Raw genomic sequence first — 15,881 nt, 5'->3', positions numbered from 1 at the left:
AGATGGCCGAAAAATGTGAAAAGACGAATTATAAAAAGATACTGACCGACGGTCTCTGGGATAAGAACCCGATTTTCGTACAACTGCTCGGTATGTGTTCCACCCTTGCCATAACGACCGGCGTTCCCAACGGCATAGCCATGGGGCTGTGCGTTACCGTTGTTCTTATCTTCTCCAATATATTTATATCCCTTGTGAGAAAAATAATTCCGCGTCAGATAAGAATCGCATCCTATATCGTTATTATTTCAACCTTTGTCACCATTATAGAGCTCATCATGAAGGCATATTTCCCGGCCCTTGACAAATCGCTCGGGCTTTTCATCCCTTTGATCGTCGTCAACTGCATCATTCTCGCCCGCGCGGAGGCATTCGCATCAAAGAATTCCGTGCTTCCCAGCGCCGTCGACGGACTGAGCGCCGGACTCGGATACACTCTTGCCCTCATCGTTGTTTCCGCGATCAGAGAAATTTTCGGAAACGGAACGATATGCGGCGTACAGATAATGCCCGACGGATATGTCCCGATTCTTTCATTCGTCACGCCTGCCGGAGCGTTTATTACTCTCGGCTGTGTGATCGCTCTCGCCGCCTACATAAACAACCTCAGAGCGGTAAAAGCCGATAAAGCAAAAGCAAACGGAGGAAAAGGCTGATATGGATCTTAAAGAGCTTGTTTTATTGATGTTCACGGCTATCGTCGTTGAGAACATTATTTTTCTTAAATTTCTCGGCGTATGTCCGTTTCTCGGCGTTTCAGACAAGCCGTCCAACGCTCTCGGAATGGGGCTGGCCGTCACCTTTGTCATGACGCTCTCTTCGGCTGTCACGTGGCTGGTTTATACTTATATCCTCGTCCCCAGCGGACTTGAGTTTCTCACAACGCTCGCGTTCATCCTCGTCATCGCCGTGCTCGTGCAGCTTATCGAGATGTTCTTGAAGAAATTCGTCCCGGCACTGTATCAGGCACTTGGGATATATCTGCCCTTGATAACCACCAACTGCGCAGTATTGGGCGCGGCGCTTCTGAATATTCAGAACGGATACAACCTCATTCAGTCGATATGCTTCGGTTTTTCCTCCGCTCTCGGCTTCACGCTTGCGATACTTATATTTGCGGGCGTCCGCGAAAGACTTAAATTCACCGACCCGCCGAAAGCTTTCAGAGGGCTTCCGCTCGCTCTTGTCAGCGCGGGTATAATCGTACTTGCGTTCACCGGTTTTTCCGGAATAAATCTGGGTTAAAGGATGTAAAACATAATATGCCTACAACACAGACGATCCTATGGGCCTTTTTATGGTTTCTGCTTTTGGGCGGAGTTTTCGGACTTCTGCTCGCAATATTCGGGAAGATCTTTGAGGTGAAATCAGACCCTACCGCCGAAAAAATCGCCTTGCTTTTGCCAGGCGCCAATTGCGGCGGCTGCGGATTTGCGGGCTGCGCGGCGCTTTCAGAGGCGATTGCCTCAGGAAAGGCGAAATACGACACCTGCCCTGTTGCTTCTCATGAGATTCATGTCCAGATTGCCGCGGAGCTCGGTGAAGCTCCTTCTTCCGGCGAAATTCGATACCGCGCACAGGTTATGTGCAGCGGCACCAACGATCTGGCAAAGAAAAAATACCTGTACGACGGCCTTACGGACTGCAACGCCGCTATGCGTCTTGCCGGAGGAAGTAAAATGTGTCCTAACGGATGCATCGGCATGGGCAGCTGCGTACAGGCCTGTAAATTCGATGCCATACACATTATAAACGGCGTCGCGGCCGTCGATTACATAAAATGCCACGCATGCGGTATGTGCGTAAAGGCCTGCCCTAAGCAGATAATAAAATTAATACCTTATGACGCAAAATACTGGATCGGCTGTATGTCTGTGGACAAGGGCGCGGTCACCAGAAAATATTGCGACGTGGGATGCCTGGGCTGCAGGCTTTGCGAAAAGGCATGCAAATACGGCGCGATAAAGGTCAACGGAGGAGTCGCGGAGATCGACTACACGTTGTGCCAGCATTGCGGTGAATGTGAAAAAGTATGTCCGCGCAAAATCATATGGTCAAGCAAGGCTCAGATTGAGGATGGAATCACACGCGGAGACGAGGATTTGTCTCCCGACAGAGGAATAACTGCCGTATCAACCGCAGAAACTAACGTAAAAGATTCAAATAATAAACAATGAAAACAAAACACATTTCATATGGCTTTTTGCTTTTGATAATCGCCTCTTTTCTTATCTCCTGTTCCGCTTCGAATCATCCGGATGAAAGAAACGCGGTAAAACAACTTTTTGAAGCCTTCAGGAATTATTCCTCCGAGGACATGGAAAAACTGATTTCCTTAAAAGACGGCGACGTTTATTTCTGGAGCTTTTCCGACGAGCAGTTTGAAGCTTATTCATATCTTTGCGAACAGATACCTTCTTCGACTATGTTTTTACGCAGCGTTGCTTTAAAAATTAAATACAGCATTCTTTCGATTACAGAGACCGGAAACGGGTGCGATATAGCATTAAGAGTAAAATTTAAGGACTGTTCTTCCTTTGCGAAGGATGTTTTCAACACCTATAAGACATATATTCTGACCTCAAAGCTCGACGAAATAGAGCTTCTTGATCGCGAAAAAGCTTTCGACGGCATAGTCGTCCGTTTTATCGCCGAAGACAGCTATGAATATGTTTCAAAGGATATCACATTAAGTCTTTCCCGTGACAGCTCAGGAAAGCTTTTGTTCGCCGACAATCCAGCTTTTGCCGAAATAGCAACCGGAGGGCTTCTCTCCAATCCCGGAACGCTTACAGAAACAATTAACAATCAAAACTCAGACTGATTTGTTCGAGGATTAAGAAGAGATACGCGGCTTCTTTGAAAAGAACCCCGGCAAGAAACTTATATATATTCTAAAAGCTCTACTGAAAGATTTTTATATCAAGGTTAATAATGCTTAATTTTGCTACGATAGGCACCGGTTTCATTTCCGAAGAATTCTGGAATACCGCGTGCACAAATCCCGAATACAGACTTTACGCTGTATATTCCCGGGATATATCAAAGGCGCGCTCCGTCGCCGACCGATTCGGCGCAATAACCATTTATGACGATATCGCTGCTATGAGCCGCGACAAAAATATAGACTGTGTGTATATAGCAAGCCCGAATTCTTTGCACGCAGCTCAGTCCGAGCTTTTTTTGCGTGCCGGTAAGCACGTGCTTTGCGAAAAGCCGTTATGCTCGAACGCCGCCGAGGTAAGATGCGTCACCTCCTGCGCGAACGAATACGGCGTGTTCTTTGCGGAAGCATATAAATCAGCATATATGCCCGGCTTCATTGCCGTGCAAAGCAATCTACATAAGCTCGGGCAAATCAGGAGCGTTTTTTTTTCCTTTGCCAAATATTCCTCCCGTTACGACGCTCATAAAGCCGGAGCCGATGTCAACACCTTTAAAGCCGAATTTTCCAACGGCGGAATGCTGGATCTCGGCGTTTATTGTCTGTATCCTATGCTCCTCCTGTTCGGAAAACCACTGGGAGTTAAGGCATCCGCCGTTAAAATACCGGGCGGTGTTGACGGCGCCGGCTTCGCCTTGCTTGATTACGGCAGCTTTGATGCCTGCGTTCATTATTCAAAGGTATCGACCTCGTTTTTACCCTGTGAAATAGCCGGTGAGGACGCCACGATGACCGTTGACAGACTAAATATTCCCGGCAGAATCGAAATAAAGTACCGGAACGGAAAAACCGAAGACATAGAATTTGATCAGCGTCAGGACAGTATGTGTTATGAAATCGACGCGTTCATCTCCGCCGTAAACGAATTCAAACGCGCAAAGCATGCGCTTCTTGCGTTTCCCCTGCCAATGTCGCTTGCCGCAGCGGAAATATGTGACGAAATACGCCGTCAGACGGGGATAAGCTATCCGGCCGACGCACATTAAAGTTAGATGGATACGCTTAAGGACCCTTTTGGAAAAGGGTCCTTAAGAATCCCCTAAAACTCATTTTAGATTTTTTGTGTCATGACTGTGATTATTGGCAAAGCACATGATTTTCCGTTTGATCACTGTCGCTTTAGACTCTTTAAAAAGGGTCCTTAAGAATCCCCTAAAACTCATTTTAGATTTTTTGTGTCATGACTGTGATTATTGGCAAAGTACATGGTTTTCCGTTTGATCACTGTCGCTTTAGACTCTTTAAAAAGGGTCCTTAAGAATCTCCTAAAACTCATTTTAGATTTTTCGTGTCATGACTGTGATATTGGCAAAGCACATGGTTTTCCGTTTGATCACTGTCGCTTTAGACTCTTTAAAAAAGGGTCCTTAAGAATCTCCTAAAACTCATTTAGATTTTTTGTGTCATGACTGTGATTATTGGCAAAGTACATGGTTTTCCGTTTGATCACTGTCGCTTTAGACTCTTTAAAAAAGGGTCCTTAAGAATCCCCTAAAACTCATTTTAGATTTTTCGTGTCATGACTGTGATTATTGGCAAAGCACATGGTTTTCCGTTTGATCACTGTCGCTTTAGACTCTTTAAAAAGGGTCCTTAAGAATCCCCTAAAACTCATTCATTATCAACAGATTCCCATTAATATTACATAGAAACAGAAGAGGTCAATTATGAAAAAGTTTAAAATAATCGACGTTCATACCCATCTCTGGAAAGGAAAGTATGAAGAGGACATCGTGGAATTGCGCCAGGCAATGGAAAGGCACTCGATCGACCGTATAGTAATATCGGCTCTCTATTCGTATTCACCCAGCGAAGCGGAAGTTGATGAACTCAACGCGCACGTGACCGATGCCGTCCGCCGTTATCCGGATCAGTTTTCCGGATATGTTTATCTCAATCCATTCAACGCGAACTGCATGGATGTGCTTAAGCGCGGCGTTGAGGAGGACGGCGCCGTCGGAGTTAAGCTCTGGGTCGCTTCCTATTGCGACGATCCCGCTGTCAATCCAATATTCGAAAAATGCATTGATTACAATATTCCGATCCTGCTCCACAGCTTTATTAAAACAGTCGATCAGCTGCCCAATGAAACCGTAGGCACCAATGTTCACAACATAGCCCTCAGATATCCTGAAAGCAAGATAATCATGGCTCACCTCGGCGCAAATTGCTATCACGGAGTAAAGGCGATCAGAAACGATAAAAACGTGTCGGTCGATATGTCCGGCAGTATTTACCGAAGAGACGACCTTGACTATACTGTAAGTCAGGTAGGCACAGACAGAATAGTATTCGGCACCGATATGACAGGCTCGTATAACACAAACTACGGCCAGATTCTCGAAGCGGATATAACCGACAGTCAAAGAGCAGACATCCTTTCCGGCAACGCCGAAAAGCTCTTCCGCTTTTGATTTTACACCTAAAATGAGAAATGAATAATCTACTTTTAAGAAAATATGAAGAAGCGGACGAACAATCTATTGCTCAAATAACAGAACCTGATTATTATGAGAAATATAAAGAATTTTCCAAGCAATCAATTTCTGTTGCCGAGAAAGATGGAATAATAGTCGGGTGGCTTCATTTATATGTACCGGACAACTCATTGTATTCATGCTTTTTGTTTATTTACGTTTCTTCGGTATTGCGCAGGAGCGGAATCGGCACGTTTATTTATAATGAAGCAAAAAAACAAATAGAACCGTCCGGCTGCAATTGGTGGTCAAGTTATCTGGAATCAAAAGAAGCCGATTTATTTGCTCTTTCCGTTGGCTTTGATTACACAAATACAAATTTCTACTTAGTTCACTCAGGCGAAATAATTGACATTCCGTCGGAAGGAATCCGTGAATATACAGATGATGACTACCCGGCGGCACCTGATATATGGTCACATGAATATGCCGATATGCACATTCGAATAGGGTTGCCTTATGTGATAAAAGAACGTACCGAAGAAGAACGTGCCGCGGAACGAAAAGATTATAAAGATAATCAGAAAAGCTATTATGTTTTAGAAGACAACGGGATAATCATAGGAATTGGCGGTTTATTTGATGATAATTCCGGCATGGGAATGCTTGCTGTTGACAGAACATATGTAGGTAAAGGATACGGAACAAAACTTGCGGCATATATAACAAATGAATGTATTCGCCGTGGCTGCAAGAATCCTTGTACATATTGCGAATCCAACAACGCAAACGCAATGCATATTTATAAGAAAATCGGTTATGTCGAGAAAAGCCGAGAAAGTGTAGCACTTCACCACTAAATACATCTTAATATTGTCCAATATTTTTTAAACAAAACGCTTAGATGTGGCTTGCGGCTTTTCAAAGAAACAATTAATTCAAAGCTGTTGTAATTATTAATACCGAGCCACAGCCATCTGCGATAGCAAGAGCTGTCTATACCAAATTTAACGAAAGGTATGTGTGATGAATCCAATATGTTCATTATACAAGGATTAAAAAATGCAAAAACATTATGACGCCTGCGGCTTTATAGGTAACTGGCCGTTCAGGAAACTACATAAAGGAAAGCTCTCCGACCTCATGGCCGTACACATGGAAAACAGCATTTCGGGCGGCCTTGTCGGCTGTCTCGACAGCGTTTTCTTCAACGATCCTTATGAAGGCGACGAGGAATGCGCCGCAATGCTCAAAGGTTCTCCTTATCTTTTCGCCGGAACAGTCAATCCTACTCTTCCGGGTGCGGAAGAAGACCTATATAAATACAAAAACAAGCTCGGAGCTGCCGCAATCCGTCTTTATCCGTCCGACCACAGCTATTCCTGCGACGACAGCCGTGTCATTTCTCTCTGCCGTCTTGCCGGCAAGCTCGGACTGCGCGTCGTAATCACGGTGAGAACCGAGGACATCCGCCTAGACTATTTATTCAAGCAGACGGGCGTTTCAATTCCTGCCATTATGCAGTTGTGCGAAAGCTGCCCGGATACAAAATTCCTTATTTCAAACATTTATATCGGCGAAGTGTTTTCCGTAAGCGGCCAAATCAATTCTCTTCCCAATGTATGGGTTGATATGTCGCGCTTCAACCATTTGCTGTTCACCGCCGATAAAGCCGTCGAGCAGATCAAACCCGAAAAGCTCGTTTTCGGTTCGTGCTTCCCGCTGCTTTCTCTCAAATGTATGCTCCTTAATATCGAGACATCGCTTTTATCAGACGACATAAAGGATATGATGCTCGGCGGCAACTTTGAGGATTTCATTAAATAATTATTCACCTCGAAATCAAAATGATTTTCAGGGAATTCTAAAAGGGGCCTTTTCCAAAAGGTCCCTTTAGCACAATTCCGGAAAGGTATGGTTATATAAATGATGAAAATGGTCGCGGTCAACACCGGTGCTGTCTCCATGTTTTCAAAAGACGAATTCACCGCGTTTGACCGTATAAAAAAAGCCGGATTTAACGCTGTGGACTATTCGTTTTATTTCCTTCCTGATGACGGTTCCGGCATTCTTGCCGCTTCCGACACCGAATTCGACGATTATTTTATGCGTCTCTCCGCTCATGCCCGCGAAATAGGGCTTTCATTAATACAATCACACGCGCATTTATACGGATTTGCCGAGAATAACGCAGATGAGGAAAGAATTCGCGCGGTTTATTTACGCGAAATACGTGCCGCGGGAATCATGAAATGTCCGTATATCGTCATCCATCCCGCTATTCCGCCGCGGTATAAATACTTTGAATACCGCGCTCAGACACGAAAATATAACCTAAAATGGCTCGGTTCTCTGATCCCCGCGCTCGAATCGGCAGATGTCAGGCTCGGCGTTGAGAATATGTTCAACTATGATTATGAAAAATCATGTATCTGTCCCACTGTCTGCACAACTGCCGCGGAAATGCTCGATTACTGCGATATGCTCGGTGAAAGATTTGTCGCCTGCCTTGATATCGGGCACGCCAATCTTATTCACTGTAAAGACTTTGACGATGTCACCCCGGAGAAGATGATAAATACGCTGGGTGGCCGGCTGAACCTCCTGCACGTTCACGACAACGACGGAATAAGCGATCTCCACATGACCCCTTTTACCTGTTCGCTTGATTTTAAGCTCGTGGCGAATGCGCTTAAGAACATTAATTATTCCGGCGCGATCACTCTCGAGACCGACGCTCATATAAATAAAGCCGCGGAATCCGGAGACGATATCGACGCGCTTCTTTTACAAATGCACGAAGCCGCGCTCGCTATCGCGAAGGCCTCTGAATGAAGCATGCATAAGTACAAATATAAATACAAAAACCTGGCGGTGCCGCAATTGCGACACCGCCATCATTTCTCTGCAGAGTATTCTATTCAGTCTATAAGAAGAATAAAGCTCAGTTGGCGCGGGTTACCTCACCGGAGCGCAGGCAACGAGAGCAAATGTGCACTCTTTTCACGCTGCCGTTAACTATTGCTTTAACTTTTCTGATGTTTGGTTTCCAAGCTCTGTTGGTTTTTCTGTTTGAATGGGAAACCGAGCAGCCAAAGGTAACACTCTTTCCGCAGATATCGCATTTTGCCATTTCGAAACACCTCCCGTTAGCAATTTCTGGACGCGGTGAACCACCGCGATTTGAGCAACGGAATGATTATAACACAGCGTATAAAAAATTGCAATAGATCAAAATTTATTTTTATTGTTTTTTTGATTTATCTTTACTTTTCAGCTTTGTAATCACAAGTATCGCCGCGGCGAATATTCCCACAGCGGCGAGGGCAAGCAATCCAAATATTACCGCCGACCGGATTCCGTTGTTTTTGACTTCCGGCGCTGATACATCGATCGTAATTTCTCGTTCCGGATCAATATCAATATAGTTTTTCCCGGCGGAAAGACAGATCGTTATCATCCCGTTTTTTCCAACCGTAAAATCCTTCTCCTTGCCGTTTACATAGATCGTTCCGACATCGGCTCCGATAACATTGAAGGAGAGGGTGGTATATTCATCGGCTATCGCAACGCTGCCTCCGCCTGGCGAATATACAAAATTTACCGGCTTGTCACTTCTGTATAATTCAATTTCCCCGAAGTTCATACAGGACGCTCCGACAGCGCTGTATCCGCGGGTTATTCTGTCATTTAAAAGGCCGAATACCGCGCAGAAGCTGCCATCGGATCCGATTTTCCTTTCTCCGTACGACGCTGTGTTTTCTTCTTTTGAAAATAACAGTATATCGGCAAGTCCGGAATAAGAAACTTCACAGCCGCGAACAGATGAGGTATTTATATTTTGCGATATTTTTACGCTGTAATCCGTATTCCCGGCGGGCTTTGCATAAAACGAGATAAGCCCGATATATGCTTTTACATTGTGTGCGTTGCTTCCGCGAGAAACGAGCTTTAACCTGAAGGAACCGCGCGGGAATATAACATTTTTCAGCTCAATATTTGCGGTCGAGTCGCTTTCATCCCGGTAACCGTCAAAGCCGCCGACAAAGACATCTCCGAGATATATGTCAAAGCTACCGAAATCCCGCCCGGTACAAGCCGAAACAGAAATATTGTATTCGCCTGTGGCCGGCACAGACACGGGAACAGAAAACCATTCTGCCTCCGAGCCGGGCTTGAACAAAAGCGCGGAACGGTCTAAAACCGCGATATACGAGCATTCTTCCGATCCGTCCGAAACAGCGACATCATCGCAATAGGTTCCGTAATTCAGTTCAGACGCTGTTCCGGCATCGGCGGTGATGAGCGCGAGAAAATTGCACGAACCGCTTTTTTCACTGTTCTTCTGAGACACATCGACAAGCTTTCCGAATTTGCCGGCATATTTATAATACTTTATTGAAAGCGGATTGTCAGAAGCAAAGCCCACCCGAAGAGAAGCGCTGTTTTGATAAAACGTTTCGAACCCGAAGGACGATTCGCTCCTGCCTTCCTCCGCCGGCTTTCCGTCAATAAGCGCCTGAGTGGCATCGGATATGTTCAGACGCCAGATGTATTCATGTTCATTTTCCGAATCCAATTCGTCGTAGACAGCAAAATACGGAAAATCCGTGTGATTTACAAGTAAGAAGCTGCGGTCGAATTTATTTAGAAGTCCCGGCGAATAGGACGAAGCCGCCGATCCTGTCATAAGAGTAAAGAATCCTCCGCTCAGCTTCTCTCCGATATCGGCAGCTCCCAAAACAGACTGCGCCTCTCCGTCCACATACACTGTGCTGTGTCCGTTTTTCAAAGTATAATCTCTGTTCTCTCCTGGCGAATAATCCTGATATCCCGGATCGGACGCGAGCCACACTCCGTTCAATGCTATTTGAAAGCTGTTGTTGTCGTAATGATTATGTCCGAGATTGGATCTGCTTGCCGAGAAGACAAGCGCGGCATCGCCCTCTTTCCATCCGGTCCGCATACTGCCCCAGCCTATTTTATCGAGATATATTGACTGTGTTTCCCGCCCCGGCTCCGTCACACACAGCTTTTCCTGAGCGTAAATATAGCCCTCAAGAGAACGGGGACAAAGCTTCGCTCGGGTAAGATAATATCCCGCCAAACCGTTTTTGCTCCATTTGTTGGCAACAGACGCCGTAACGAAAAAGCCGTTCGAACAGCTTCCGTCGGAAAAGCAGGCAAAGCTGCCGGTGGAGCTGTCGCCGCCGGCAACCATCCATTTAAAAAGAAAATCGGTTATATATTTGTGTTCGATCACGCTCCGGTCGCCGACGGTGCGGGCAATGTTGTCGGCGGCGACCATTATATACTCAAGCGAAAGCGAGGTATACATATTTCCTTCGTGAGTTCCGGAAGTCATGCGCCGGTCGAGATACCATTTGAAATAATCAATCGCCTTGTATATGGCTTTGTCGCACAGCTCATATTCTCCGTAAATCGCACAGGCGACCGTCGCAAGGGACGCGGTTATGACGACCTGACCGTTGTGATCGGCGGTTTTATTCCATACAGATAGATGAGGCTTCAGCGCCCGTTCGTATAGAGCTTCACTTATCGTGCTTTTCTGCTTGTCCGTAAGTATGTCGTAAAGCATGTCGTAAACGGTGCTGACTCCGACGGAAATATACCCGCTGTCAAGGCAGGCTGTCCCATCACCATAGGTAGGATCCGACCAGCTTGACCATTCCGAAAGCCACATGCATATATCGATTGCGCGCGCGGAATATTTACTGTCTCCGGTAAGCACATATGCCGCCGAAAGCGTCTGAAGCCGTGTCTTAATGGCGCCGCCAAGCGCCGTCCAGAACGGATACTGACCGGAAGCAAGGTATGCCGGCGGATTTTTCATGTATTTTGGCATTTTAAGCGGGTATTCGTACGTGACCATATATCCGCCGTAGTAGGAGCATTCAATGCTTTTTTCCGAAGCAAATACATCCGCGCTTGAAACGATACTGCGCGCAATCGCAGCCGTCGAAACTCCGGCGTAATTTATATCTTCGTTTTTTGATCTCGAAATAAATTCTAACTTTGTAGACACAGTATAAAACAGTCTCGGGTGTCCGTTTTCAACGGCGGTATATTTTACCTCCTGCTCGGTTTCCTGCTGCTTTGGGGTTTTCCGTACGGAAACACAATCATAATAAGCGAATCCGACATTCGATCCGTGCAGATAAAGCAGGACTGTCATATAGCTTACGCCATCCGGCGCGTCCGTTTCCGAAATATAAGTATTCCATGACGAACCCGCTGAGGCGTTTATAATATCTACATTTTTATCACGATCGCCCGAGGGATACCAATATTCAACATAGTATTGTGCCGCTCCTCTTCCGACCTTCATGTCAACGCTGACGGTATAATGGCCGCCGGGATCGACCGGAATATGCTTTGTCCTGAGCCCCGCGCCGCGTTCCGAGCTTTCGTCGTTTATTTTTACACATTTATCTGAGCCGTTATCTCTTTGGATTATCTCGAATGTCTGGTCGTACAGCTCCCATCCCGCAGGAACAGCCGGGGAGCCGGGTTGATCGTCCTCAAAGGATGAATAAAAAAGGTATTCAATCCGTTCTTTATTTTTTACAACATCGGTTGCCTGCGCCGATGTACCGAGAACGAACAGCACAATAAGAACTACAGCGGCAAGCCTTTTCATATGAAATTCCTCATTTACAATTATATTGTTGCCATAATATTAACATATTGAATCAGAATTTTCAACATTAATATTATTAAGACGGCAACTAAATGTTGAATAAACAGCCACGGCCTTCAGTATCCATTGATTTCCTTCTGCGCAATTATTGCTTCTCATGCTTTCCATTACTGTCGTATATGTTTAATAATTGTTCGGCAGACATTAAACAATCCTAGTTTTACAAAAGAAAAAGCCCATATACCAGAGCCTTTTCTCTCTTTTAGCGGTAATTATTTAAATGCCGAGTTAATAATAATATACCTGCCCTAAATGTTGCAATTTAATAATTTTTATCCGCAAAATATTGTTTTTTTACTCTGTTTAGGATATAATTACTGAATGTCTTGATATGCAAATTTAATATATGACGGAGGAATCATGAAAAGAATCATGGCGGCCCTTCTGGCTGCATGTATGCTGTTCTGCATTTTCATCCCCGCGGCAGCGGAAGGCGGTAATGAAAACGAAGACAGCGGATATTTATTTTTCTCCTCTTTTGAGGATGAAGAAGTCGGAAAAGCGCCGAAGAACGGATGGACGCTTTACAGCGGAAACGGATATGTTATCGATACCGCCGCCAGCGACGGAAAGAAGTGTCTTTATCAGGAAGATAAAGACAACAATACCGCACCTGGATACCGCAGCGTGAATATTCCCGTCACGCCAGGTATAATGTATTCCGTTGAAGCCGATGCAATGCTCACCGAAGGAGATTGTCAGATGTATGTTGAATTCTGGAACGCTTCCACACGCCTTCCGGTAAACGACATATTCACATTCAATTCAAACGAATGGACAACCGCGACGTTAAACGCGGTGGCGCCGGAAAAGGCGCAGACAATGACGATCCTTCTATATCAAACCACCGCCAACGCCGGAACAGCGTATTTTGACAATATCAGAGTCAAAATTGGAAAGGATTATAACGAAGTGGGTTCTGAAAAATATGACCATCTCGTGAGCGGGTATCCAAGATTGTTCTTTACAAAGGACAATCTTCCATCCATAAAAGCTCTCAAGGACGACACAACGCCCAACTACGCTGGCACAAGCCCGAAAACGGTGGCTTCCGGAGTCATTTCAACCGCGGACGTTTACCTTGCCGAAAATTCCTTTACCTGTAATTATTACGGCAATTATACTGTTACATACCAATATCCGCTGATAATGCCCGGAAAGCTCGCAAATCCGCCGACATATCTTGCTTCCGAACAATATCCCTACTGGACCGCGCTGGGCACAGCGATCAACGCCCGTCTGCAATACCTCGCGATGGCTTATTTGCTCACGGACGACGAAAAATATGCGCGCAAGGCAACTGATATGTGCCTTTGGCTCTCTGAATGGACAAGCTGGTCGGATCCGACCTACGGCAACGGGATCGCCTGTCTTGACAGCGGATATATAACCACGGGCGTCTGCACGGCGTACGATATGTTATACGATTATATGACGGACGCTGAAAAGGACAAAATAAAAACGGCAATATACGAGCGCGCTCTCAAGCAGCACCTGAAGGCATGGAATCTTTCAACCGACCACAACATTCAGGTTGTCATAACCGCCGCTCTTGCCACCGCGGGATGCACTCTGCTCGGCGAATACCCGGAGGCAGACACCGCCATAGCAAAAGCTCTCGAGTATTTTAAATGGTATCTCGACCGCCGTCTCAATTCAGGTACTCATGAGGGCAATATGTATACCACGCTCTCAATGGAATACCTTATGACCGCCGCCGACCAGATAGCGCGCGCGGTGGGCGACAGGACGCTGGTGGAGCATAAATATATTTCAGATGTGCTGTTCAAATGGATGGTGACGGGCGGTGAAAACACAAGCGGTCTGTGCGCCGTCATTTCGGACGGATCGCTGACACCCGGTTTCTTTGTGACCGCTTCGGTCGCCAATAAGGTGTGTAAAAACGGACTTGCGGGATATTTTCTGCAGAGATCCAAAAATTTCCCCAATTCCCTGGAAGGACTCATATACGGTCTCAAAGACCTTTATGTAGAATATCCTGATCAAAGCCTGCAGGCGACTTATGTAAAACAAGTCGGATGGGGCAGCATGCGCACCGGATGGAGCTCCGGAGACACAACGCTTGTATTCACCTCAAGCACCTCGAATCTCGGTCATAATCACTTTGACAACAACAGCTTTGTCATAGCGCGCGCCGGTGTCTGGCTCGCGTCCGATCCCGGATATGAGGATTATTCTCCCGGAAACAACCGAGATTACACGCTTTATAACGGTCACAGCACAATTTATGTGGACGGCAAGCCTCAGAATGTGCTCGGCAGCTCAACTATTTCCGAACGTCTGACAAGCTCTTACTTCGGATATCTTATAGGCAAGGCATCCGGAGCATACCGCAGCCCGAAGCTTGATAAATTTGACAGATCCTTCATTATGGTAAACCACCCTGATTTTCCCTATTACGTAATAAAGGATGACATTTCAGCTTCGGTCGAACACACATATAATTGGCGCCTCAACGTTTCGAACGCGGTATATACAAAAATTCTGGGCCAGACCTCAAAGCGCGGAGATGTCATAGATGCTGACTGGTTCGTCTGTGAATATGATGCGTCAAAAATGCGCGTCGCCTTTGCCTCCGATGACCAGCTCAAAATCAAGTGGTTCAGCTATCCCGGAGACTGCGGCCTGCTCGTCGATGTCACGAACGATATCAAATCAAATTCCTCCGATTATCTCGCTCTCATCTCTGTGATCGCCTCGGGCAATCAGACGCAGAATCTCGGAGCGCTCATCGACAGCATAACGCTTTCCAATCCAGATTCCACATGCTCGGCCGCAAACGCAATATCTCAGAAAATGCTCTTCTTCAAGCCAAAGGCGGCGGGCGATTATTTAAGCGTTCCGTTTAACGTGCCGCTGACGGGAACGTATAACATCGTTCTGGAAATGGCGAAAGCCAGATCATACGGTTCGTTTGAATGCTATATCGGCGACACGCTTATTTGCGAAAAGGACATGTATGTCGACGATTATCTCGATACGGAAAAGATAAAGCTTGATAACGTATTGCTCCAGGGCGGAGACACAACTATTAAATTCGTATCCAAGGGTTCTGTCGAGAATCTCGAATCGTTCAATATTGGCGCCGCGTCCATAAAGCTCACGGCAACCGACAGCGATTCCGCATTTACGGTGGTCTCTGAGAATATCGACACTGACAGCGTCAGAGGAATGAAAGTCAGATACGGCGGCGCTTACGGAGAAGAGGATCTTCTTCTCTTTTCAAAAGGAGCTGAGATCGACACCGCGGGATTAACTTCCGATGGAAGCTTTGCAGCGGTATACGGTCTGTCAGGCACAGACGCCGCTCCGACACGCGGTTATACGCTTACGAGCGGAACAAAGCTTGTCTATAACGGCGCCAGCCTGATTGAGGCCGCTTCTTCCGCGAGCGTTGCGGTCACCTTTGAAACAAATTCCGGCAGCGTGATCGATTCCGATTCCGCCTGCGATGTAAAAATCCTCATACCTGAGAAATACAGAAACGGCGCAATAACCGGCGTGTCGGTCGCGGGTGAAAAAGTGTCGCTTAATATCGGAGAAGACGGATATCTGACGCTTTCCGTACCTAAGGGCAAGAGCTATATTGACTTTACCTTCGCCTCTCCGGAAGGCGGCAATGAAAATTCGGACGAGCCCGGAAATAATGACAAAGGCGGATTAACACCGCTCGTTATAGGGATCATCGCCGGCTTCGCTGTGGTTGCGATAACCTTAGGATGCTTCATTGCCGTAAAAAAGAAGAAAAACAAAAAATAATACTCGTCAGAATAACTTT

At 46.1% G+C, this 15,881-nt stretch carries 12 protein-coding genes; 10 read left to right on the top strand and 2 right to left on the bottom strand.

The window, feature by feature from the left end:
• Positions 1-2: 2 nt before the first annotated feature.
• From VB118_08155 to VB118_08115, 9 genes are all read left to right on the top strand, one after another.
• Positions 3-656: an electron transport complex subunit E gene (locus VB118_08155; GenBank protein ID MEA4832572.1), complete on the top strand. Its 654-nt coding sequence runs from the start codon at positions 3-5 to the stop codon at positions 654-656.
• Position 657: 1 nt separating this feature from the next.
• Entirely contained in the window at positions 658-1,245 is a 588-nt protein-coding gene (gene rsxA, locus VB118_08150; GenBank protein ID MEA4832571.1) for an electron transport complex subunit RsxA, read from the top strand.
• A gap of 17 nt (positions 1,246-1,262) precedes the next feature.
• Positions 1,263-2,177, top strand: coding sequence for an RnfABCDGE type electron transport complex subunit B (locus VB118_08145; GenBank protein ID MEA4832570.1), 915 nt, complete (start codon positions 1,263-1,265; stop codon positions 2,175-2,177).
• Positions 2,174-2,824, top strand: a complete 651-nt coding sequence (locus VB118_08140) for a hypothetical protein (GenBank protein ID MEA4832569.1) — start codon at positions 2,174-2,176, stop codon at positions 2,822-2,824. The genes VB118_08145 and VB118_08140 overlap by 4 nt, the downstream gene beginning before the upstream one ends.
• A gap of 110 nt (positions 2,825-2,934) precedes the next feature.
• The gene (locus tag VB118_08135; GenBank protein ID MEA4832568.1) at positions 2,935-3,930 is read left to right on the top strand and encodes a Gfo/Idh/MocA family oxidoreductase; all 996 of its coding nucleotides are present in this window, start codon (positions 2,935-2,937) and stop codon (positions 3,928-3,930) included.
• Positions 3,931-4,611: 681 nt separating this feature from the next.
• Positions 4,612-5,358: an amidohydrolase family protein gene (locus VB118_08130; GenBank protein ID MEA4832567.1), complete on the top strand. Its 747-nt coding sequence runs from the start codon at positions 4,612-4,614 to the stop codon at positions 5,356-5,358.
• A 20-nt stretch (positions 5,359-5,378) separates the two neighbouring features.
• The gene (locus VB118_08125; protein ID MEA4832566.1) at positions 5,379-6,221 is read left to right on the top strand and encodes a GNAT family N-acetyltransferase; all 843 of its coding nucleotides are present in this window, start codon (positions 5,379-5,381) and stop codon (positions 6,219-6,221) included.
• A 202-nt stretch (positions 6,222-6,423) separates the two neighbouring features.
• Positions 6,424-7,188 (top strand): hypothetical protein, encoded by a 765-nt coding sequence (locus tag VB118_08120; protein MEA4832565.1) that lies wholly within the window; start codon positions 6,424-6,426, stop codon positions 7,186-7,188.
• Between the two features lie 99 nt (positions 7,189-7,287).
• The gene (locus tag VB118_08115; GenBank protein ID MEA4832564.1) at positions 7,288-8,196 is read left to right on the top strand and encodes a sugar phosphate isomerase/epimerase family protein; all 909 of its coding nucleotides are present in this window, start codon (positions 7,288-7,290) and stop codon (positions 8,194-8,196) included.
• A 109-nt stretch (positions 8,197-8,305) separates the two neighbouring features.
• Here the strand turns inward: VB118_08115 and rpmB are convergent, their stop codons facing one another.
• Entirely contained in the window at positions 8,306-8,494 is a 189-nt protein-coding gene (gene rpmB, locus VB118_08110) for a 50S ribosomal protein L28 (GenBank protein ID MEA4832563.1), read from the bottom strand.
• A gap of 111 nt (positions 8,495-8,605) precedes the next feature.
• Complete coding sequence (locus VB118_08105) at positions 8,606-12,022, bottom strand: heparinase II/III family protein (protein ID MEA4832562.1); 3,417 nt, start codon at positions 12,020-12,022, stop codon at positions 8,606-8,608.
• 420 nt (positions 12,023-12,442) lie between these two features.
• Here VB118_08105 and VB118_08100 point away from each other — a divergent pair, with 420 nt between their 5' ends.
• Positions 12,443-15,862 (top strand): heparinase II/III family protein, encoded by a 3,420-nt coding sequence (locus tag VB118_08100; protein ID MEA4832561.1) that lies wholly within the window; start codon positions 12,443-12,445, stop codon positions 15,860-15,862.
• The last annotated feature ends 19 nt before the right edge of the window (positions 15,863-15,881 follow it).

It is taken from the genome of Oscillospiraceae bacterium (assembly GCA_034925865.1).
Taxonomy (GTDB): Bacteria; Bacillota; Clostridia; order Oscillospirales; family SIG627; genus SIG704.
The sequence above is the reverse complement of the archived record's forward strand: the minus strand, read 5'-3'. Positions and strand labels throughout refer to the sequence as shown.